This window comes from Butyricicoccus porcorum (assembly GCF_002157465.1).
Taxonomy (GTDB): Bacteria; Bacillota; Clostridia; order Oscillospirales; family Butyricicoccaceae; genus Butyricicoccus_A; species Butyricicoccus_A porcorum.
This window is the reverse complement of sequence record NZ_NHOC01000018.1, coordinates 1-21,448: the sequence shown is the minus strand read 5'-3', so window position 1 is coordinate 21,448 and position 21,448 is coordinate 1. Positions and strand designations below refer to the sequence as shown.

Annotated in this window: 23 protein-coding genes and 2 pseudogenes; 6 read left to right on the top strand and 19 right to left on the bottom strand. The window is 56.0% G+C overall.

Annotated elements, in window-relative coordinates; translation table 11 throughout:
• Positions 1-264 precede the first annotated feature (264 nt).
• The 3 genes from CBW42_RS13005 to CBW42_RS12995 form a co-directional block, all read right to left on the bottom strand.
• Positions 265-1,632 (bottom strand): sodium-dependent transporter, encoded by a 1,368-nt coding sequence (locus CBW42_RS13005; protein ID WP_087022367.1) that lies wholly within the window; start codon positions 1,630-1,632, stop codon positions 265-267.
• A 102-nt stretch (positions 1,633-1,734) separates the two neighbouring features.
• Positions 1,735-3,072, bottom strand: coding sequence for a sensor histidine kinase (locus CBW42_RS13000; RefSeq protein ID WP_087022365.1), 1,338 nt, complete (start codon positions 3,070-3,072; stop codon positions 1,735-1,737).
• Positions 3,073-3,223: 151 nt separating this feature from the next.
• Complete coding sequence (locus CBW42_RS12995; RefSeq protein WP_087022362.1) at positions 3,224-5,440, bottom strand: AAA family ATPase; 2,217 nt, start codon at positions 5,438-5,440, stop codon at positions 3,224-3,226.
• Between the two features lie 166 nt (positions 5,441-5,606).
• Between CBW42_RS12995 and CBW42_RS12990 the strand changes: the two genes are divergently transcribed.
• A complete protein-coding gene (locus CBW42_RS12990; RefSeq protein WP_087022359.1) occupies positions 5,607-5,777 on the top strand; it encodes a DUF362 domain-containing protein in 171 nt (56 codons plus the stop codon).
• 431 nt (positions 5,778-6,208) lie between these two features.
• The gene (locus CBW42_RS12985; protein WP_087022356.1) at positions 6,209-7,414 is read left to right on the top strand and encodes a cation:proton antiporter; all 1,206 of its coding nucleotides are present in this window, start codon (positions 6,209-6,211) and stop codon (positions 7,412-7,414) included.
• 64 nt (positions 7,415-7,478) lie between these two features.
• Here CBW42_RS12985 and CBW42_RS12980 read toward each other — a convergent pair whose 3' ends face one another.
• From CBW42_RS12980 to CBW42_RS12935, 11 genes are all read right to left on the bottom strand, one after another.
• The gene (locus CBW42_RS12980; protein WP_087022353.1) at positions 7,479-8,111 is read right to left on the bottom strand and encodes a hypothetical protein; all 633 of its coding nucleotides are present in this window, start codon (positions 8,109-8,111) and stop codon (positions 7,479-7,481) included.
• A 15-nt stretch (positions 8,112-8,126) separates the two neighbouring features.
• Positions 8,127-9,908, bottom strand: a complete 1,782-nt coding sequence (locus CBW42_RS12975) for a hypothetical protein (RefSeq protein WP_087022350.1) — start codon at positions 9,906-9,908, stop codon at positions 8,127-8,129.
• Positions 9,905-10,276, bottom strand: coding sequence for a hypothetical protein (locus CBW42_RS12970; RefSeq protein WP_087022348.1), 372 nt, complete (start codon positions 10,274-10,276; stop codon positions 9,905-9,907). The genes CBW42_RS12975 and CBW42_RS12970 overlap by 4 nt, the downstream gene beginning before the upstream one ends.
• Positions 10,277-10,359: 83 nt before the next feature.
• Complete coding sequence (locus tag CBW42_RS12965) at positions 10,360-11,412, bottom strand: FN3 associated domain-containing protein (RefSeq protein WP_087022345.1); 1,053 nt, start codon at positions 11,410-11,412, stop codon at positions 10,360-10,362.
• Positions 11,413-11,424: 12 nt separating this feature from the next.
• A complete protein-coding gene (locus CBW42_RS12960; protein ID WP_087022342.1) occupies positions 11,425-11,922 on the bottom strand; it encodes a hypothetical protein in 498 nt (165 codons plus the stop codon).
• Positions 11,923-11,937: 15 nt separating this feature from the next.
• The gene (locus CBW42_RS12955; protein WP_087022339.1) at positions 11,938-13,509 is read right to left on the bottom strand and encodes a portal protein; all 1,572 of its coding nucleotides are present in this window, start codon (positions 13,507-13,509) and stop codon (positions 11,938-11,940) included.
• Entirely contained in the window at positions 13,496-13,699 is a 204-nt protein-coding gene (locus CBW42_RS12950; RefSeq protein WP_087022336.1) for a hypothetical protein, read from the bottom strand. The genes CBW42_RS12955 and CBW42_RS12950 overlap by 14 nt, the downstream gene beginning before the upstream one ends.
• Before the next feature lie 18 nt (positions 13,700-13,717).
• A complete protein-coding gene (locus CBW42_RS12945; protein WP_087022333.1) occupies positions 13,718-14,008 on the bottom strand; it encodes a hypothetical protein in 291 nt (96 codons plus the stop codon).
• Positions 13,933-14,178 carry a hypothetical protein gene (locus CBW42_RS14515; protein WP_133058322.1) on the bottom strand — a complete coding sequence of 82 codons (246 nt, stop codon included), beginning with the start codon at positions 14,176-14,178 and terminating at the stop codon, positions 13,933-13,935. Before CBW42_RS14515 ends, CBW42_RS12945 begins: the two co-directional genes overlap by 76 nt.
• Positions 14,175-15,020, bottom strand: a complete 846-nt coding sequence (locus tag CBW42_RS12940) for a terminase large subunit domain-containing protein (RefSeq protein ID WP_087022329.1) — start codon at positions 15,018-15,020, stop codon at positions 14,175-14,177. Before CBW42_RS12940 ends, CBW42_RS14515 begins: the two co-directional genes overlap by 4 nt.
• Entirely contained in the window at positions 15,020-15,274 is a 255-nt protein-coding gene (locus tag CBW42_RS12935) for a hypothetical protein (protein ID WP_087022326.1), read from the bottom strand. The genes CBW42_RS12940 and CBW42_RS12935 overlap by 1 nt, the downstream gene beginning before the upstream one ends.
• A gap of 220 nt (positions 15,275-15,494) precedes the next feature.
• Here CBW42_RS12935 and CBW42_RS12930 point away from each other — a divergent pair.
• The 4 genes and pseudogenes from CBW42_RS12930 (at position 15,495) to CBW42_RS12915 (ending at position 18,259) form a co-directional block, all read left to right on the top strand.
• Positions 15,495-15,859: pseudogene (locus tag CBW42_RS12930) on the top strand (GntR family transcriptional regulator).
• A gap of 3 nt (positions 15,860-15,862) precedes the next feature.
• Positions 15,863-16,566 (top strand): annotated as a pseudogene (locus CBW42_RS12925) (ABC transporter ATP-binding protein).
• Positions 16,560-17,369 carry a hypothetical protein gene (locus CBW42_RS12920; RefSeq protein WP_087022323.1) on the top strand — a complete coding sequence of 270 codons (810 nt, stop codon included), beginning with the start codon at positions 16,560-16,562 and terminating at the stop codon, positions 17,367-17,369. The pseudogene CBW42_RS12925 and the gene CBW42_RS12920 overlap by 7 nt, the downstream one beginning before the upstream one ends.
• Before the next feature lie 128 nt (positions 17,370-17,497).
• Entirely contained in the window at positions 17,498-18,259 is a 762-nt protein-coding gene (locus CBW42_RS12915) for a hypothetical protein (protein ID WP_087022320.1), read from the top strand.
• A gap of 109 nt (positions 18,260-18,368) precedes the next feature.
• Here CBW42_RS12915 and CBW42_RS12910 read toward each other — a convergent pair whose 3' ends face one another.
• The 5 genes from CBW42_RS12910 to CBW42_RS15070 form a co-directional block, all read right to left on the bottom strand.
• A complete protein-coding gene (locus CBW42_RS12910) occupies positions 18,369-19,160 on the bottom strand; it encodes a TIGR00282 family metallophosphoesterase (RefSeq protein ID WP_087022317.1) in 792 nt (263 codons plus the stop codon).
• A 69-nt stretch (positions 19,161-19,229) separates the two neighbouring features.
• Positions 19,230-20,189, bottom strand: a complete 960-nt coding sequence (locus CBW42_RS12905) for a ribose-phosphate pyrophosphokinase (RefSeq protein ID WP_087022315.1) — start codon at positions 20,187-20,189, stop codon at positions 19,230-19,232.
• A gap of 57 nt (positions 20,190-20,246) precedes the next feature.
• Positions 20,247-20,714: a hypothetical protein gene (locus CBW42_RS12900; RefSeq protein ID WP_165761188.1), complete on the bottom strand. Its 468-nt coding sequence runs from the start codon at positions 20,712-20,714 to the stop codon at positions 20,247-20,249.
• Positions 20,621-20,833 carry a hypothetical protein gene (locus tag CBW42_RS15490; RefSeq protein ID WP_456236395.1) on the bottom strand — a complete coding sequence of 71 codons (213 nt, stop codon included), beginning with the start codon at positions 20,831-20,833 and terminating at the stop codon, positions 20,621-20,623. Before CBW42_RS15490 ends, CBW42_RS12900 begins: the two co-directional genes overlap by 94 nt.
• 92 nt (positions 20,834-20,925) lie before the next feature.
• The coding region (locus CBW42_RS15070; RefSeq protein ID WP_242969889.1) for a hypothetical protein at positions 20,926-21,448 on the bottom strand (523 nt) is incomplete at its 5' end.

Here is a 21,448-nt window from a genome sequence, read left to right as displayed (position 1 = left end):
ACCGGTAACTTCTGCCAAAGAGTATTTCATGCAAACCCTTGCTTTCTTCGCAGGCACCGCCTATCCTGTTTGCCGACAGGACAGGCATTTTATTTATGCTCGTTTCTCCGGTCGAGAAAGGCAAGCTGCGCGATAACAAACCTGCCGACTGCAACCATCAAAGATGCAATGGCTCAAATCCGTGCTTTTCATTTCATTTTTAACAGAAAATTCCATACAAGCGCAATGCAAAAGCCGTCCCGCAGGACGGCTTTTGCTGTCTTCTCAGAAGAATTTGTCGTGAACGCCGATTGCAAAAATAATGAGTACGATAATCGGCAGGATATAGGTGCAGTAGCCACGGATGGCATTCGGAATTTTTGCACCTGTTCCGGTATTTGCCTCTTCCCGGAAAGACTCCCAGCCCCAGCCATGTCTGCTTGTGCAGAACAGCAGATAAACCAGCGAGCCGAGCGGCAGCAGGACATTGCTGACAATAAAATCTTCCACATCCATAATGGTGGAGCCGGTGCCGAACGGCTGAATGCCCGACCACAGATTAAAGCCCAGTGCACACGGCAGGGACAGCACAAACAGCAGCACCAGATTGACAGCACATGACTTTTTGCGGCTGCATCCGGTCAGATCCATACCGCATGAAATAATATTTTCAAACACCGCAAGTACAGTGGAAAAGGCTGCAAAGGTCAGAAATACAAAGAACAGGCTGCCCCACAGCCGTCCGAGCGGCAGATGATTGAAGATATTCGGCAGTGTCAGGAAAATCAGCTTCGGGCCGCTGCCTGCCTCTACGCCGAATGCAGAGCAGGCCGGGAAAATAATCAGGCCGGCAATCAGTGCAACAAATGTATCCAGCACGGTGACATGGATGGATTCCCCAAACAGGGTGTGCTCCTTGCCAATATAGCTGCCGAAAATCGCCATCGAACCGATGCCCAGACTCAGCGTGAAGAACGCCTGATTCATTGCACCCACAATCGTATTTCCCAGTCCGCTTTCACGCGTCTGCCCAATATCCGGCTTGAGGTAAAAAATCAACCCCTCACGTCCGCCTTCCAACAGGACACTGTGCACTGCCAGCACCAGCATCAGCGCCAGCAGAATGAGCATCATCACCTTGGTAATGCGTTCCAATCCGTTTTGCAGGCCCATGGAATTGATAAACATACCGACAATCACAACGATTGCCATGCAGCCCACCAGAATCCCCGGCTGTCCCAGCATCTGATCGAAAATCGCCTGAACCTCTTCCGTCGAAGCGCCGTCAAATGCGCCGGTTGCGGTCAGATAAAAATAATACAGCATCCAGCCTGCAACAACGGAATAAAACATCATCAGCAGATAATTGCCCGCCATTGCCACTATGCCGTGAAAATGCCATTTCTGCCCCGGCTGTTCCAACACCTGAAACGACCGGATCGGGCTTTTCCGGCTCGCACGTCCGACGGAAAATTCCATCGTCATAATCGGCAGGCCGAGTATAATCAAAAAGAAGATATATAACAATACAAAGATTCCGCCGCCATGCTGTCCGACCATATACGGGAATTTCCATACATTTCCGATACCAATGGCACAGCCTGCTGACAGCAGAATAAATCCCAGTCTGGAACCCAACTGTTCGCGCTCCATCGTGTTCGCCTCCCTCAGTTTTTCCATAATTTGTTCGCTCGTACTCTCTTTTGTTTTCAGTATATAAAGTTACCCTGTGCTGTGTCAAGCGATTTGCAAAAATCAAGGAAACAGCCGCCTGTTTTCCAGAAAAACCTCCGCCGTGAACACGCCGTTTTCGCAGTGTATTCTCAGCTCACCGCCATATTTTTCCGCAATTGACTGCAAAATTTTCAGTCCGAAGCCATGATGTGTCCTGTTCTGCTTCGCCGTGCCCGGCGTCTGACCGGGCCTGAGCGTCTTTGCCGGGTCACAGCTGTTTTGTACTTTGACGGCATAAATCCCCTTTTTCTCACCCGCCCCGAGTGAGATAAACTGATTCGGCTGACCGGGCAGGCAGCCCTCCAACGCGTTGTCCAGCAGGTTGGAAAACAGATTGCTCTGGTCGATTTCCTCAATTTCCCAGTCATCCAGATCGACGGCTGCATCAAACGCAATGCCGCGCTGACGCGCGGCGTCGGCCTTCACTGTAATAACGGCATTGACCACCGGTGCGACACAGTACAACACCGGATGCGTGCTGCTGATCCGTCGGTTCATTTCATCCAGCATATGTATCGTTTGCTCTTTGTTTGTGTCCAGCAGGGAATATACCACCTGCAACTGATTTTTGAAATCGTGCCGGAGTTTCGACATTTCCTGTGCGTTTTCCTGCACCAGCTGATAATACTGGTACTGCGTTTCCTGCTGCTGCCTGAGCTGTTCCAGCTCCATCTCTCGGCGCTGTGCTTCCATGGTCGATGTCAGAATATCAAAAATGAGATAATCCGCAATGACAGTGACCACACCGCCCAAAACAATATAATACTGTATAAAAGCCTCCATGGCTGTCCGATTCAGATGCCATAGGCTATACATGAAAAAGCACTGACAACCGCAGAACAGTACGGAAAGCAGGATAATTTTGCGCCGCATCTGTTTTTCCATGCGATTCCAATACACCGCAAAAATAGTCGTGCCCAACAGAAAAAACACGGAAAACAGTGTCTGTCCAATGTGATATGATGCATTGGATTGCCAGATCTCACCGGACATCAGGCAATATGTAATGATATCTCCCACCACTTCAAAGCCAACGAGCAGAAATACATTGACACCAGCTACCAGAAGTCGGTTGTGGGCGGAATCCGCGCTGACAATCCAGCTGGTCGCCACCTCTATGCCGATCCCCCCAATCAGTTTCACAACATTCCAGAAGGCATGTTCTTCCAAAGCCTTTCCCATACTGTCGTTTTGTATAATTGTCGGCAAACAGAATGCCCACCACAACAGATACAGCATGACAGCAACCATATATGTCTTGCGATTGTCCCATTTGCGCTTGCGCGGCACCATAATCCAATATAAGCACACTGTCAATCCCTGAAATGCGACGATCGCCGCGCTCATATGTGTATCCATAATCCACTTATCTCCCTGCTGTTTCGATCCGTTTGTATCTTATCATATTCATTCTATCCGAACAATACAGGAATTGTCCTCCAAGCAAAAAGAACAGGGGCAATTCCTCGCAGGAATATGCCCCTGTCCCAAATGACAATTTATGACAGCGTTACGCGCCGGACAGCATTGTGCTGTTTTCACGCACCGACAACAGCACATCGCCGTCTGCCGCCTGGATTTCCACCCAATGCCCCGCCTTGCCGGACAGCAGCAGGCCGGCAAGCGGATCGATCACCTTGCGTGCCACTTCATCACGCACGGCGCGCGCACCGCGCGCCCGGTCAACAATGCCCAGTGTCTGCTCTGCTGTTTCATCCCAGGTCAGCCGTGTGCCGCGCGCAAGGCACCGTTTTGCCAGCAGAGACAGTTCCCGTGCCGCAATCGCCGCACAATCTGCGCGCTCCAGTGCAGAAAAGACAATAATATCATCCAGCCGCGCCGCAAGCTCCGGCTGGAGCACACGCTGTGCTTCCTCCCGGACATGCCCGGTCTGCCGGTCTGCGCTGTCCGCAGCAAAGCCAACCGTTCGTCCCCGGCTGCCGCTGCCCAGATTGGAGGTCAGCACAACCACCGCATGCCGGAAATCTGCACTGCGCCCCTCTGCATCGGTCAGCCGTCCGTCCTCCAACAGGCGGAGCAGCAGACGCAGCACATCGGGATGTGCCTTTTCTACTTCATCAAACAGTACGACAGACCGCGGGCGGCGGCGGATCGGTTCGGTCAGCTGCCCGCCTTCGCCGTAGCCCTTGTAGCCGGGAGGTGCACCGATCAGGCGGGAGACATCGTGCGGCTGCTGATATTCCGACAAATCGATGCGAATGAGCCCGTCACGGCCAAACAGCGTGCGGGCAAGTGCCGTACAGACCGAGGTTTTTCCCACACCGGTCGGCCCGGTCAACAGCAGTGCCGCCACCGGACGCGCTTCATCCCGCAGGCCTGCACCGCCGCGCCGCACCGCCCGACAAATAGCCCGTACCGCGTCGTCCTGCCCGATCACGGTGCGCCGCAGCTCGTCCTCCAGCCGCAGCAGGCGCTTTGCGTCATCGCCCTCTGCCGCGTCGGTAAAGCCGTCAACGCGCTGTGCTGTGCGTGCAATCTCCCGCTGTGTCACCTGCGTTCCGCCCTCAAGGTGAACCGCCGCACAGGTCTCGTCCAGCAGGTCAATCGCCTTGTCGGGCAGATGGCGTTCCGGACGCGTGCGGACGGAAATGCGCACAGCAGCACACAGTGCATCCTCCGTGATGTGTACGCCATGGTGCTGCTCATAGCGCGGCGCCAGCCCGCGCAGGATCTTCTCCGCACCGTCCTCATCCGGCTCGGCGACATCAATGCGCTGAAACCGCCGCTCCAGCGCCGCATCTTTCTCAATTGTCTTGTGGTATTCCTCCACCGTCGTCGTGCCGATCAGCCGGATCTCACCGCGTGCGAGTGCCGGTTTGAGCAGGTTGGAGGCATCAATGGCACCCTCCGCTGAGCCTGCCCCCACCAGCGTATGCACCTCGTCGATAAAGGCGATAATATTGCGCGACGCGCTCAGTTCACGAACAATTGTCTTGAGCCGTTCTTCAAATTCACCGCGGTATTTTGTGCCGGAAATCAGACTCGCCATGTCAATCGACACCAGCCGCGCGCCTTTGAGCTCCTCCGGCACATCGCCATTTACGATGGCGAGTGCAAGCGCTTCTGCCACTGCCGTTTTGCCGACACCCGGATCGCCCAGCAGCACCGGATTGTTTTTCGTGCGCCGCTGTAAAATGGTCATCAGGCGGAACAACTCATCCTCCCGTCCGATGACCGGGTCGAGTCTGCCGCTGCGCGCCATCTCGGTCAGATCGGTTGCATAGCGGTCGAGCGCAGAGGTCGATGCCAGCCGTCCGACCGCACGCCAGCCCGCAGGCTCCTGTGCAATGGAAATCCCGGTCTGCCGCTCCAATGCAGGGATATCCGCATCCATTTTCTCCATGACGCGCCGCGCCGTACAGTCACGGCAGCCGAGCAGTGCACAGAGCAGATGCCCGTCCCCGACCTGTCCGCGCCCGGCGGACTGTGCCGCCTGCCGCAGTACACTGTGCAGATTTTTGCTGACCCGCTCCGGATGGCGCACAGGAAATCCACTGCCAGTCAGCCGTGCGGTATAATACAGGCTGCGCCAGCTGCCCACGCCGGCCTGTGCCAGCAGCCTGCCCGCAGGCGTACTGCGGCGTGCAGCCAATCCCAGCAGCAAATGTTCCGTTCCGACCGTATTTTTGCCCAAAAGCCCCGCTCTTCTGGCGGAAATCGTCAGCGCCAGCCTTGCCCCGGCATCAAATGAACCCTGAAATTCCATCGCTTTCCCTCACTTTCCTTTGCTTCCTGATTTATCTTTACCCACTTTTTCCGCTTTTAGACGTATCTTTTCCAATTTCTTTTTTCTGTAAGTTCCAAAAATGGAGTTGTTTTTTTCTGGCTTTGTGGTACAATATAAATGAAATCATTACAGGAGGTGCTACACAATGGCTTATCAGATTGGTGATGCTTGCATCAGCTGTGGTTCTTGCGCAGGCGAGTGCCCGGTTGGCGCTATCTCTCAGGGCGACAGCAGCTACGTAATTGACGCAGGCGCTTGCATCGATTGTGGTTCCTGCGCTGGCAACTGCCCGGTTGGCGCTATTTCTCAGGCGTAATTCTTACTTATGCACGTATGAAAGACCCGGTGTTTATCGCCGGGTCTTTCTCTTTTGCCAATGTTGCGATTGCAAACACCTGTCATCTCAATGTCGGCCTATCTGACTGCATCCAGCTGCGTCAGTTCCATCCGCACGGCGGGGACGTGCCGCAAGGGGCGATCACAGCCCGCAACTTTTTGCGACTGTTTAACATCCGTGACAATAAAAACATTATTTGTTGTTTGGCGTACACAGCTCCGCTCTAAAGGCTCTGTTCTGCTTTTTTTCACACAAATTTGCAATTTTTTCCGCCCGTTATCTACATATTTTTGTCAAAATCGTTTCCTTGCTTTTGGAACTTAAACCGGATATAATGTTATGACTGTAGGGAAAAACACAAAACCTTTATTCGCTTTACACAAATCCAATCAAAAGAAGGGGCTGTATTTATGACATCCTATACATTTCTTCTCGTACTTGCCATCATCCTTCTGTCCACGAAGGTGCTTGGCCTGGCCTCCGGCAAGGTTAAAATGCCGCAGGTTGTCGGCGCGCTGGTCGCCGGTCTGATCCTTGGCCCGTCCGTTCTGAATCTGGTCGTCGAGGACAGCTTTATTTCCGTCATCAGTGAAATCGGCGTCATCATGCTGATGTTCGCCGCCGGTCTGGAAACCGACCTTCAGGAGCTGAAGAAAACCGGCCTTGCATCGTTCGTAATTGCCTGTGCCGGCGTAGTCGTCCCGCTGCTCGGCGGCACCGCGCTGTATCTCGTCTTCTTTAACGGAGAGGGCGATGCGCAGCACATGCTGAAGGCAATTTTCGTCGGCGTCATCCTGACTGCAACCTCAGTCAGCATCACCGTTGAGACTCTGCGTGAGCTGGGCAAGCTGAAGGGCAGAGTCGGCACCGCCATCCTGGGTGCGGCCGTCATTGACGATATCCTCGGTATCATCGTCCTGACCGTTGTCTCCAGCTTCACCGATCCGGATGTACAAATCGGCATGGTACTGCTCAAGATTGTACTGTTCTTTGTCTTCATTGCAATCGTCGGTTTCCTGGTTTATAAGTATTTCAAGCATCTGAGCACCTCGTTTGCCAAGAAGATGCACCGCCGCGTTGCCATTTATGCACTGGCGTTCTGCTTCGTGCTGTCCTACTGTGCAGAGCAGTTCTTCGGTGTCGCCGACATCACCGGCGCATACTTTGCCGGCCTGCTGCTGTGCAACCTGTCCAACATCCGCGACTATGTTGCGCGCAAAATCGATATCTGCTCGTATATGCTGTTCGCGCCGGTCTTCTTCGCCAGCGTCGGCATCAAGACCAACCTGGCCGGTCTGACCCCGGCACTGCTGCTGTTCGCACTGCTGCTGCTGGTTATCGCGATTCTCTCCAAGATCGTCGGCTGTGGTCTGGGCGCAAAGTTCTGCAAGTTTACGAATCATGAAGCACTGAGCGTCGGCGTGGGCATGGTATCCCGCGGCGAGGTCGCGCTGATCGTCGCACAGAAGGGTGCTGCTGTCGGTCTGGTATCCGACACGCTGTTCGCACCGGTCATTCTGGTCGTCATTGTCACCACGCTGATTACTCCAATCCTGCTAAAAATGGTCATGAGTGACAAACAGCCCAAGCAGCCGGACGCAACTGCCAACACCTGATTCTGTCATCCTGGCATAGCAAATCCCGCAAAAGGAATTTTCCTTCTGCGGGATTTTTTTGCACTCAGAGCAGCGCCTTCCAGCGTTCAAGTGCCAGCTTTGCGTTGTCATATGCACTGGATGCCGTGCGCGTTCCGGCAGGTACACCCAGAATGGATGCGTCCGCCGGAAGCACGATGCCATAGGTCTGCCAGCGCTGCATCGCCTGCTGATAGGCCGTCACACGCACATTGTAATTGTATTCACGGTCTGTGTTGTACTGGTTGATCTGCGCCTGTGCCTGCTGCATGCGGATCTCTGCGGCGCTGTTCTCATAGCTCTGTCTTGCCTGTGCAATTTCCGTGTTGCTTGCATTGCGTGCCTCCTGTTCCTGTTGCAGACGCGCTGCGGACAGGGTATTCAGGTTGCTGCGCAGGTTGTTATCTGATGCCACGCGGGCGGTCTCCGTATACCCGGAGGTCGGCGCGGTATAGCTTCCGCCGCTGCTCAGACCGGATGCGGCGAGCTTTTCCTCCTGACCTAACGCAGAGATGCGTGCGGCAGTCTGTGCCTGTGTCACACTGCCGCGGTAAGAGGTTCCAATTTCATCCAGACTGTTTTGCAGGCGCTTCAGGCTGTCCTGCCGCGCAGATTCAAAGGCATTCAGGCGGCTTCGTTCTGCTGCGCGGTACAGCTCTTCAATATCCAAAGATTCCATATTCCATCTCCTTTCCTACAGGTCACGCACAGGCGTGCGTACCTGATAACGCAGTGTCATTCCGAGCAGGCCAAACGGCTCTGCGCTGTCATTGCGCACAACTACCTGGAACAGATAGGCGCGCCGCACGCGCCGCCGCACCGGAACGGGCACGGAGGCCGCTGCGGAATAAAATGAAAAGCGGGAAAAATCCATATGTGCAAAGGAAAACTGAGAAAATGCCACCGAATGGACGCACGCACACAGATGCTCTGTGCGGTACCAGATGTCTGCGCCCGAATAGCCATACGGCATGAGCAGTGGGCGGCAGGACAAAATGGTTTTGGTGCGGTTCCATACCCCTAGCGCAGAAAACGGCGTCGTCCAACGCGCACAGGTCGGTGTGCCGTCATCAAAATATGCATTCGCATCGGTTTCCCGGCAGAATGCACAGACACGCCCATCCGCCGTGCCAAACCACAGCCGCCCGTCGACGCTGTCTGCAAGAAAACACACCGCCGGGATGTTGTCCCAGTAATACCATTCCGGTATGCTGTTTTCCACCTGTCTGCTGTCCGCGACATAGCAGTGCCCGCCGACGGCGAGATAATATTTCCCCTCCCAGACACATGCCACGGCATCGCACATCGGTTCGCGTCCCAGGCGCGGATCAACGCGCTGGGATATGCCCGCAACGGCACGGTACTCGGTTACATTTGTGCCGAAGATTCCCATTACGCCCTGCGGTGAGAGATAAATTGGCGTGCCTTCGAGCACATCAATAGCATACCGGCTGACAGCACCCGCCGCCTCTGCGCCCTGCCGGAGCGGATAGCTCGGTCTGTCGTTTTCATCCAGTGCGAATGTCCGCAGATACTGCTTTGCGTCCTGTCCATCGGATTTGAGCACAACCTGTGTGTCATACTGTCTGGCATATCCCATGATTTCGGATGCATCCGAGCCAATGCGTGTATATCCGGTATCCGGGAAATAGGTTGGATCATACAACCCGGACTGCCAGTCACAGTTTGGCTCATCGGGATTGCCGGAAAGGAAGACACGTGTGTCATTTTTGCCGCCATACAACCCGCAAATACGGCATCGGTCGATGCTGGGGTGCTCGGTTGTTTTGGAAAAGGAAATGATGACATTGGCAAGTCCTCCCGCATCCGGCGGTGCTTCTTCAAACGTGACCTTTCCGGTGACCGCATTTACCATTTTGATGGAAAATTCCGTACACTCCGTACTGTCCACATCGATATCGGTACAATCCAGCTGGAATACCTTGCTGGTGCCGTCACCGACGAAGGTATTGATGCGTTTGGGCGTGAGCAGATTGACCGCCTCAAGGCTGGTTCCGCCGCCCGCCGGTGCACTGCCGATGGTTGTCGTGGGCACATAGGCGATATCGCGCACCGGCTGCACGGTTTCGCCGTCATAGACGAGATACGTCTTCCCGTCGAGCAGCCACAGCTTTCCGCCCATCAGGAAAGAGGTGGATTTGCCCTCATTCATGTCATCGTACAGCTGTGTATACGTGCCGGCAGCATTCAGCCGCCACAGGTTTTTTCCTTCATGACACAGCGTATCGGCTTCAAACCGGTGCAGTCCAAAAATTTCGCCGTCAAATTGGGCGACTTTGCGGTAGCCCGTTCGCTTGACCGGAAAAAAAGTGTCGTTTGCGATCATGTTGCAGGCATCGGGGGAACGTGCCCAGTCCACCTTGGTCTGGTGGGATGCAAAATCTACACCTGCAAACCGTTCGACCACGACCTCCTGTACGGTATCCGCTGCGGAAAACTGGTATGGCGCGCTCATTCGTCCGCCTCCTGCAAATCTGTCAGCGTGCACGGCGCATAATAAGCGGCACGCCGTTCATATTCGCTCATCAGCCAGTTGAACATGGTGCGGTCATCCTCGGCGACGAGCAGTGCCGCGAGCCCATACGGGAAGCATTCGCGCACAAACAGCTCGTCATAGGGAACTTCCTCATCCATATTCTCCATCACTGGCGCAGCATCCGGTGCATTTCTGCCCTGCGCGCGGCACAATGCCCCCTGCTCATACAGCCGGTCTGCCAACATCTGATTGAGACAGCCCGCCGCCATACTCTCCAGCCATGGCACATCGTCGTGCTCCATGCCGAGCAGCACGAGTGCCTGTTCATATACTTGTCTGCCGGTCAATCGGTATCCTCCTTTCTGTCTCCTTCCTGTCCGTCCGCCGGACAGCCGGGCACATCCGTACCCGGCTGCCACGTTCCATCGTATTATGCGGTCTTTTCTGCAACCGAAGAGGTAAATTTGTCGTCCGCGAATGCCGCCGCGCGAACAACGGTCCCGGAGGAAACCGTCACGGCGGACGAGTATACCTTTGCGCTGTCAGAGTAGCGCGGATCGGTGCCGTCGATGGTATAGCGCACTTCCGAAGCACCTGACGGCTTGCTGATGGTTGCACTGCCGCTGGAAACGGAAATCGTCGGCAGGGTCAGCTTATTCGCCGCAAGCACAAGCGCATAGACGCCTGCGGACTTTGCCCCCAGCACAAAGGCGTCATAATAATGACGGCCTTCAATCAGCGCACCGGACACGCCGACTGGATCGTTGTGTACCTTTGCGTCGGAAATTTTATACGGCATCAGCACGGCGTTTTTGTGCGTAATCAGGAAATAGCAGCCGTCCGGCATATAGCTCTTGGGCACGCGCACAATAGTCAGACCGGAGATCTCACCGCAGACGCCCTTGCCGACCGCCTTGACGCCGAGACCCTCCAGGCCGGTGAACTCCGGTGACAGGCGGATCATCTTGTACACCTCGCTGGTGACATAGACATAGCGGTCGCCATCCGGAACCAGATTGTCGTCCAGCGTCTGTGCACCGGTAGAAATCAGTTCGACAATCGTGTCCTTGGTCGGCGCCTCGCTGACGGTATCAATGGTGCCCGCCATCATGGCAAAGCGGCTCAACGCATATTTGTCTGCTGCCGGAGTCGACTGTTCATTGATCTGTAAACGCAGCATATCGGCGGCCTTCTTGGTCATGTTCTGGTCGAGGTTATTGCCCTTATCGATGGTCAGCGTGAATGCCTTGTCCTGCGTCATCTTGAGCTCCTGCACGATATCCTGCATTTCGGTCACAGTGCCGTAGCGGTTGAGGCCGTCGCGAGTATAATCCACCTCCGGCACGGTCACCGGGGTATAGACCTTGAGCGTCTTGACGCCGGTCAGGTCAAACGAGCTGGATGTCTTTCCCTTGATGAATGAGCCTGCGGTAAAAACCTCCGCAATCTGGCTGGAATATTTGGTCGCTAAATTTACTGCCATGGTGTTTCCTCCTTAGCCTTTTCCCATCAGCGCGAGGATGATGGGGTCTGTGATGGTAGCTTCGCCGTCCGAGCGCGCAGAACCGACGTCCATGCGGCGATTGTCCGCATTTTTCCGCAGGTCTTCCAGCTCCTCGCGCAGCTTCCGGATTTCATACACGCGGTACGCGCCCAGCAGGTCGCCGGACTGGTTTGCGCTGTCCCACACCTCCGGCGGAATTTCATTCGGGCGGATGTCGGGATATTCATCCAGAAATGCCTGATAGGCATTGCCGCCCGGCTGTTCCCCGGCGACCTGTTCGCGGCGCGCCGCACGGTTGGCTTTGGAAAGCCCCTGTTCGGCGGCGGCAATCAACTGTTCCAGCGTCAGCTCAACGGTCTGCCCGTCAACGGTCACCGTATACAGCTGCTCATCGCTGTCAGTCAGCGGCAGATCTGCGGCGGTCTGCTCCGGTGTGCCGGCCTGCTCTGGTACACCGGCCGGCACCATATTTTTTCTTTTGTTCTGCATACAATCAGCCTCCTTTTATTGCGGTGCGGTCTGCGCCGCACCTGACTGTGTAGTCTGGTTTGATACAGCCTGCATCTGTCCGTTTTCCCGCTGTTCGCGCAGAGCGCGAAGCAGGCGGGATTTGCCGCGGATCTGGCTGTCCGGGATATTCTCGACATACAGCACCGGGTCGGTGATAATGCCGCGCTCCAGCAGGTTGTCATTTGTCGTCGTCTGCATGGTTTCCGACCAGTAGGCACTCGAACCGACTTCCACGTTGAGCTCGAGCGCTGTCGTTTCGAGTGTGTCAAAATCAAAGCGCAGCGTTGTCTCCTCGCCTCCGTCATCGACAAGATATACATTCCGGCAGCCGTAATGCACACGCATCAGGTCGACAAAAATGCGCACGGTATCCTCGACAAAGCGATAAAACTCCATGCGCACCAGCTCCAACGGCGCAATGGTCGCCTGCTGCACGGTGACGATAGCGGAGGTGTTGTCCGGCTTGACATTGCCGAGGGTCGCATCTGACGCACCCATCAGCTCCATTGTGTCCTTCATCATCTGTGACAGCAGTGCCATGACCTGCGTGGAAATATCCGGCGCGCGGAAGGCACTGAGGATCGCTTCATTCGGGTTGCCCCGCATGCCGATTGCCCTGCCGACATCCGAGGAATACCCATTTGGAAAGCGCGTCATGTCGTAAATGATTTTCGGGAAGGCGACATGCTTGATACACTGGACATACATCGAATACAGCTTGTTGATGGCAATCTGGTTGGGGATGGCCTCAGTGACAGGGGACGCGCCGTGATAGCAATGCTTGACACGCTCCCAGCTCATATAGGCGACCGGATACCGGCGGTATGGTGTGATGATTTCCGGCATGATAACAGCATGCTGGGTGCATTTGAAAAAGGCAATGCCGTCCTCTGTGCGCTGCATGCGCAGCAGCACAGTCACCATATTGTCGGTGTCCTCGGTTTGTGGATCATACTGCGGTTCGAGCACGCTGTCCGGCTGGATGCCTTTCGCATCGCTGCGGCTCATGCCGCGCTGCATCGCCTCACGGCGCACATCTTCCACCGAACGCCGCATGGACAGGATGAGATAAGGCTGCCGCTGCACATCGTCCACAGCGGGATTGCCAAAGAAGACATCGGTATTTTCAATGACATCGACTTCAATATCGCCCTGAACGCCCTGTCCGCTGTCCTTATCCGGATCGAACCGGATGTAAAAGCAGCCGTCGCCGTCAACGCAGGCATTGCGCAGCATGTAGCGGTTTTTGCTCTTGACGCCTGCGCGTTCGATGACGGATGACACCGCGCGGTCGATGACCTTCTGCATCGTATCCGCATCCGGCGCGTTCTGGTACGGCTGTGCAGTCACCGCAATGTCGTCCGAAACCAGCATGGAAATGAACAGGTTGACGACACGGCGCAGCACGTTAAAAATCAGCGGGTCGAGCGTCGTGACGTTCAGCCCCTCCCACTGCCGTCCGACAAAAAAATTTTCATTGGTCTTGACGCGGTCATACAGGTCAATGCGGTTGTTGTAATCCACGCCGCGCTGATATTCCTGCCAGACCGACTCAGGTGTCCTCATCGGCATCCTCCTCCTTTTTCGGGCCGGTATAGGCGAGCAGCGCAGCGATATCGCGGCTCAGCGCATCGTCCGCCTCACTCCAGTCCTCCTGCGGCTGTTTGCGCCGCGGCAGCTGCGGCAGGCCGCGCGCCGCCCACACGCCGCAGGCAAAGCAAAGCAGGCTGCACAGGCAGCAAATGATATATTCCATAACTTCCTCCTTGCAGATTCACCCTTCGTAGGCGAGAAATGCGCCAACATCGCCGTCATAGCGGTCAGGCCGCCATGCATCCCCGTCCGGCTGCACGGTCGCGGCGAAATAGCGCAGCGCATCCGGCGCATGCGTGTATTCGTGCGGCGTATTCGCCGTGTCGTTCGGGTTGGCGGGATCGGTGGTCAGCAGCGGCAGCGTGCGGATGAGGTTTTTGCACACCGGGCTGATTTTCAGCTTTGCGGTGCAGATCCCCTGCTCATCGTCGAACGGGCGCAGGTATTCCTTGACGGCATACCAGCCCGCCACGCGTTCCCCATTGCCCGGTCAAAATACAGCCCGGCATCTGCGAAAATATCGATGGCGGAGCGACCGGTTTCCTGCCTGCGGTTAAACAGATCGGGCGGTGCAAGCCGCTGGTCGATGTGTTCGCCCACCTCGGCAGTGCGGATGGCCTCCGCTGCCTCGGAGATAATCAACCCGGAGCGGTATACCTCCCGGTAGACCCATGCCGTGCCGTCCGGTGCGAGCGCAATCCAGAGCGCCGCCAGCATATCCAGTCCGTAGTCGATCGCAAGATACCGTTTCCACCAGCTGGGAAGCGGATCCGGCGGCACACAGACATGCAGTTCCGTGGAAAACTCGCCAAAATACTGCCCTCGAACAAATCCCATCGCCCGTAGAGCAGTGCCTTGCGGCTGCGCTCGTCGAGCAGCTCCAGGCGGTGCACATAATCCGGGTCGTTTTTCATCAGGAAGGCATTGTCCTGCACGCGGGCAGGCAGGAACAGCCTGCCGTCCTTCTCCTCGCCCGGAACCAGGCAGTCGATATAGCGCGCCTTGACCCAGCCGTGTCCGACGCCGCCCGGATTGGTCGACGATTTGACCTGTTTGGGATACCCGTTGACGCCGCGCACGCGCGAGAGCAGATAAGTAAACTGGAATTTTGTGAAATGCGTCAGCTCGTCGAACCGGATGACGTCATATTCGGCGCTCTGGTACTTGGTGACGTCGTTTTCACTGTCGCACGAGCCAAACTCAATGACTGACCCGTTGACAAATTTCCACCTGTGACTGGTCTCGCCATACGTGGCAATGCTTGTCGGATACAGCGACAGCGAAACCTGAATGAGCGAACGCTTGAGCTCCGGGAATGTGCGCCGCAGCACCAGCTGTTTGGAGCCGGGATATTGGAGAGCAAAAATCAGCGCGTCAATCAGCTGCGCATAGCTCTTGCCGCCGCCCGCTGCGCCGCCGAACAGCGTTTCAAACGCAGTTGAGCGGATGAATTCCAGCTGACGCCGGGTGACGGAAAGCTCCATTATTCCACCACCTTGAGTACCAGCTCAAATTTCTCCTGTGTGTCCTGCCGGGAATCGGGCAGCTGGCCCTTGCCCACCGTGCGTTCCAGAATTTCCTTGGCAACGCCGACACGCGCCGTCCCGGTGAGTGAATCGTCCTCCAGCATGTCGCACAGGCACTGTGCCGCCTCCGGCGAATGATCGCACAGGATGTCGCGTACCTGATCCCCATGCGTTTTTTTCTTCCGGCTGCGGCTGCTTTTTGTTTGCGCCAACGGCATTCCTCCTCTCAAATGGATTATTTTAACAGCTCACGGTCTCCATAATACGTCGCTTTTTCCCATTGTCTACGGCAATTTGTTTCGTTTTTGTGCATAACCTGTGCGCACAGAAAAAAAATTCGGATTTTTTTCAAAAACCTCTTGCAATTTTTGTGCACCCGTTGTATGATTGTATCAATCAATTAGTACAATGACACTGAAAGGGAGGATGTACATGCAATGGAATCTTTCCGATGACCGCCCGATCTATTTGCAGCTGATGGAGACCATTACTCTGGCCATCGCATCCGGCGCGCTCCCGCGGGCAGCCGCCTGCCGTCGGTGCGCGATCTCGCAGCGGAAGCGGGCGTCAATCCAAACACCATGCAGCGCGCGCTTGCCGAGCTGGAACACACCGGCCTGCTGTATTCGCAGCGCACCGCCGGACGGTTTGTCACCGACCACACGGAACAGATCACGAAAAAGAGAAAGGAACTGGCTATGGAACAGATACACATCTTTCTGTCTTCAATGAAAGACATGGGTTATACCGCGGAAGAGACCGTGGAACTGATTCGCCAGGCAATCAAGGAGGGGTAACAGATGGCAAACGAGCCTATTTTACAGTGCACCGGGCTGTGCAAACGCTACGGCAATAAAACAGCACTGGACAACGTCACACTCGCGCTGGAGCGCGGCCGCATCGTGGGCCTGCTGGGCCGAATGGCAGCGGCAAATCCACACTCATCAAGCTGGCAAACGGCCTGCTGACACCGACTGCCGGAGAAATCCGCATCGCCGGAAACCTGCCGGGCGCGGAAACGCACGCAAAGGTATCGTATCTGCCGGAACGCACCTATCTGAGTGACTGGATGACGGCAGATGATCTGCTGAAATTTTTTGCGACGTTCTATGAGGACTTCAACCTCGACAAGGCAGCGCAGATGCTGACGCATCTCGGCATCCAGCCGAAGGATTCCCTCAAGACGATGTCCAAGGGTACCAAGGAAAAAATCCAGCTTGTCGTCGTCATGAGCCGCGAAGCCGACCTGTACCTGCTCGACGAGCCGATTGGCGGCGTCGACCCGGCTGCCCGCGACTATATCCTGAACACAATTCTCACCAATTACAATGAAAACAGCACGGTGGTCATTTCGACTCACCTGATTTCCGACATTGAGAAGGTGCTGGACGATGTGATTTTCCTCAATAGAGGTCAGATCACGCTGCACAAATCGGTCGATGACATCCGTTCGGAATACGGAAAATCCGTCGACGCACTGTTCCGGGAGGTGTTCGCATGCTGAGCAAGCTGATTGGCTATGAATTCAAATCCACCCGTCGGATTTTCCTTCCGGCATTCGGCGTCCTCCTGCTGCTCTCGCTGGCAAATTCGATTTTTATTGCCCTGCCGGTCTCCGCCCCGTTCGGCGTACTGATGACCGTCTATGTCCTTGCGATGTTCGCGGTCTGTGTGCTGGCATTCGCGTACATGATTAACCGATTTTACAAAAACCTGCTGGGCGACGAAGGCTATCTGATGTTCACACTGCCCGCGCGTCCGTCGCAGCTGATCTGGGCGAAATGCATCACCTCTACCATCTGGATGGTAGTCACGGTCATCCTGTGCTGCATCTCGCTGTTCCTCCTCGCCACACCTGCGCTCCTTTCTGCCAGCTTTGAGCCTGAGATCGCCTTTTCGGACTTCTGGCATCTGATACAGTACGGGTTCTCCGAGCTGCTGCACGAGTTCGGCGCAAATCTGTTCCTTGTCCCGATCGAATTTACTGTCATCAGCATCGCCGGCGTCATCAATTTCTGCATGCATATCTATGCCTGCCTGTCGCTCGGTTCTCTGGCCAACAAGCACCGCCTCGGCTTCGCGTTTCTCGCATATCTGGGCTTTGGCGTGGCAAAGGAAATCCTGCAGTTTATCTCCTCGTGGATTTTCGATCTGACCGGTCTGAATCTGGATTTCAACCTGACACTGAACACAGCGGCGCAGATGCACATTGTCCTGCTGGGCTGTCTGCTGTTCATCGCGGTATGCATCGCCGTCAACTTTGTCATCACAAACTACATTCTGAGCAAGCACCTGAACCTGCAATAAACCCGCAAACGCAGAGCGCACCGCTGGAAAGCGGTGCGCTTTTGTGTTGAACTTTGTCGGATTGCTGTACATCTCCCCGCCGCATATGGTAAGATAAAGACAGCAAAGCAACAAGGGAGGGAATGGATATGAAATGCCCGTACTGCGGCGTACACTATCTGGACAGCGAACACGAATGCCCGGTCTGCGGCAATCGTCCCGGCATCGGCGCGCCGAAAAAGAAATCCAAATTCACCGCACAGGACAGCTCCGACCAGCCGGCACGGGAGAAAAATTCCTCCGCGAAGAAAATACTCCATCAGCCGGCGTCATCGGATGCGGCCTGGCAGCGGGCTGCCGCGCAGAATAGCGGTGCTTCTCCAAAGCAGCCCGGCGAAGCCCGAACATCCGGCTGTGCGCCCGGCTGCCTGATTGTCGCAATCATTCTGATCCTGCTGACCATCGTTCCTGCGGTGATGTCGTATGTGACCTTCTCCGATTTCTCCGGCGCAGTCACCTTTGTGGACGACGATTCCGAGCTCTACGAACCGTGTGCGCTGGATGAGGTACTGTCCGCCGGCACCTGGACAAACGATGACGGCAGCCTGCGCATTACCGTCTATGATGATGGCTCGATTGCATGGACAGACGGCATCCGCACCGCGCAAGATCCAGCGCCGTCTTTCGAGCGGATGCTCCTCACAGAGGATACCGCATCGGAATCCTGTTCCCGCGAAGAACTGGAGCAATACCCGGTCGAAGATTACACGCACTACACACTCTATTTTTCCGATTCCTCCAGCAATCTGCCGGACTATGACCTGTACATCTATGTGCCAAACGACACCGCCCCGGAGGACGTCACCTCCTTCGGCTGCTTCGACTGGAGAGCGATGAATTTTTCACGCTGACACGGATTGACCAGAGTGAAGCGCCCGCCATGCCGGTTTCCCAATCCACCTGAATGCACAAAAAAGCGCCCGTACCACGCGGTTCGAGCGCTTTTGTCTGTCTTTCGTGTTATGCTTCCGGTGTATGTTCTTTTTCGATTCGTTCGACGCTCCGGCACCGTCCGGTGTTCTCGTCAATGTCGAACAGCACGCCCTGCATGACGCAGACGCCTTCCGCCGGCTCGAACCGGCTGGTCAGATCGCCGCGGAACATCGCAATCGACTGCTCCGCGCGGACGCCGAGCACCGACCACTTCGGTCCGGTCATGCCGATGTCCGTGATATAGCCTGTTCCTTTGGGATTGACGCGCGCATCTGCTGTCGGCACATGAGTATGCGTACCATAGACTGCGGACACCCGTCCGTCGAGGTAATAGCCCATCGCGAGCTTTTCCGACGTTGCCGACGCGTGCATTTCGCACAGCGCGACGTCATACCGTCCCTCCTGCTCACGCAGGATGCGGTCAGCGCGCAGAAACGGATTGTCCGGGCCGTACTGCATGTCACACCGGCCGATCAGCTCGAACACCAGTACGCGCCAGCCTGCACTGGTCTCGTAGATGCCGAAGCCTTCGCCGGGCGACTGCGGCGCGAGGTTTGCCGGACGGATGATATAGCGGTTGTCCTCGAGATACGGGACAATGTTCTGTTTGCGGTAAGAATGGTTGCCGAGCGTGATGAGGTCTGCCCCGGCGGCAAAAATGCTGTCCGCCTGTTTGGGCGTGATGCCGACGCCGCTGGCGTTTTCGCCGTTGACGATGGTAAACGCCGCGCCGGTTTCCTTTTTCACGCAGCGCAGCAGATGGGACACGGTTTTCAACCCCGGATTGGACACAACGTCACCGATTGCCAGTATTTTCATACAGACCCCTCCTCAAAAAAGTACAAAAAGCGGCACAGCTGACCGTGCCGCTTATGTATCCTGTCAAACTCAGTCAAACAGCGGGGAAACCGAAGATTCCTCGTAGATGCGTGCAATTGCCTCGGTAAAGACCGGAGCGACCTGCAACAGCTCAATCTTGTCGCTTTGCTTGCTGGTCGGCAGCGGGATGGTGTCGAGCAGCGCAAGGTTCTTGATCGGGCTGTTTTCGAGACGCTCAATCGCCGGGCCGGACAGTACGCCATGTGTTGCGCAGGCATACACTTCCTTTGCGCCGCCGACCTCGATGAGCGCTTCCGCCGCATGGCACAGCGTACCGGCGGTGTCAATCAGGTCGTCGCACAGGATGCAGGTCTTGCCCTTTACGTCGCCGATGATGTTCATGACTTCGGAGACATTGGCGCGTGGGCGGCGCTTGTCAATGATCGCCAGACGGTAATCCAGCTTCTCACAGAACTTTCTTGCACGGGTAACCGAGCCAAGATCCGGAGAAACGATCATCATGTCGTCGCGGCTGCGGCCAAACTTGCCTGCAATGTGCGGGATGAGTACAGACGCACCCATCAGGTTGTCCACCGGGATGTTGAAGAAGCCCTGCAACTGATGTGCATGCAGATCCATGGTGAGCACGCGGTTTGCGCCTGCGGTCGTGAGGATATCCGCAACCAGCTTGGCGGAAATCGGATCGCGCGCCTTGGACTTTCTGTCCTGGCGGGCATAGCCAAAGTACGGGATAACGGCAGTGATGCGGCCTGCGGACGCGCGCTTGCATGCGTCGATCATAATGAGCAGTTCCATCACGTTGTCGTTGACCGGCTCACAGGTAGACTGTACGAGAAATACATCCGAGCCGCGGACAGTCTCGCCGATGGAAACCGAAACTTCGCCGTCAGAAAAGTGGCCGACGGTACATTTGCCGAGCGACAGGCCAAGAGCGGATGCAATCTGCATCGCCAGCGCGGGATGCGAATTGCCCGCGAGGATTTTAATATTCTTGCCGTGAGATATCATAATTTTTAGGTCCTCCTGCATCTTTTTCAGTCCGTGAAACGCCAGGCGTTTCCCTAATCATGTTCCGAAACGATATATTCTATTCAAATTTCGCGGATTATTTATCCTGTCCGTGCATGCGGCGGCGGCGATCATTCCAGCCTTCCTTGTTCTCCTGCCGTGCGCGGGCAACTGCCAGCGCGCCTTCCGGCACGTTTTTCGTGACGGTGGTACCGGCCGCTGTGAGGACACGATCCCCCAGCTCAACCGGCGCGACGAGGTTGGTATTGCAGCGATAAAGCAGTCGTCGCCGATCACGGTCTGGCTCTTGACATAGCCGTCATAATTGACGACAACCGTGCCGCAGCCGAAGTTGACGCGCTCGCCGACCGTGGCATCGCCGATGTAGGTCAGATGGGAAACCTTCGTGCCGTTGCCGATGGATGCCTTTTTCAGCTCGACGAAGTCGCCGATTCTGGTCTCATCACCGACCCGGCAGCCCGGACGGATGTACGCAAACGGGCCGACGGTCGCGTCGGCTCCCACACAGCTCTCATAAACCTGCGAGGAATTGACGCTTGTCCGGTCTCCGATTTCGCGCGGTCAAGGATCGTGTTCGGGCCGATGGTGCAGCCGCAGCCGATCTTGCTGCCCGGGCGGATCATCGTGCCCGGCAGGATGGTAGTACCACTTCCGATTTCACAGTACGGGGAAATATACGTGTATTCGGGGTCGAGGATGCTGACGCCGCGCTCCATCAGTGCGCTGTTGACGCGGTGCTGGAGCGTCTTCTGTGCGTGGTAGGCATCGCAGGCGGAGCGCACATCGATGTGCGAATGCGTGCGGCAGGCACCGGTCTTTGCGCTGATTTCGCCGCAATCTGAATGGAATGCGTCAGCGACAGCGGGTGGCAGGTCAGAATGTCGCGCCAGCACATCGACGTTGTACACGGCAATGTGCAGGTATCATCCAGCGCGCCGCAGGTCAGCGTTGTGACAGCGGTCTGCGCCTCGACATGCTGATCCATTACCATCTGGTATTCTCTGAAACAACCTCCGGCATCGGTGGAGAGCAGCATAACATCGCCTCCATGCTTCGATTGCTGTCGATACCATTTCCGTGAAATCCGCGTCATCCGGACAGACAATGGATTCAATCCCTTCAGCTCCGGCTCGCTCTGCTGGCGCGCATAGAACAGCCGCACTGTTCCGGCAGTGCATCCGCAACCAGACGTCCGGTCGGGTGAACAGAATCTCGCGCTGTACCGGATATTTTCCGTC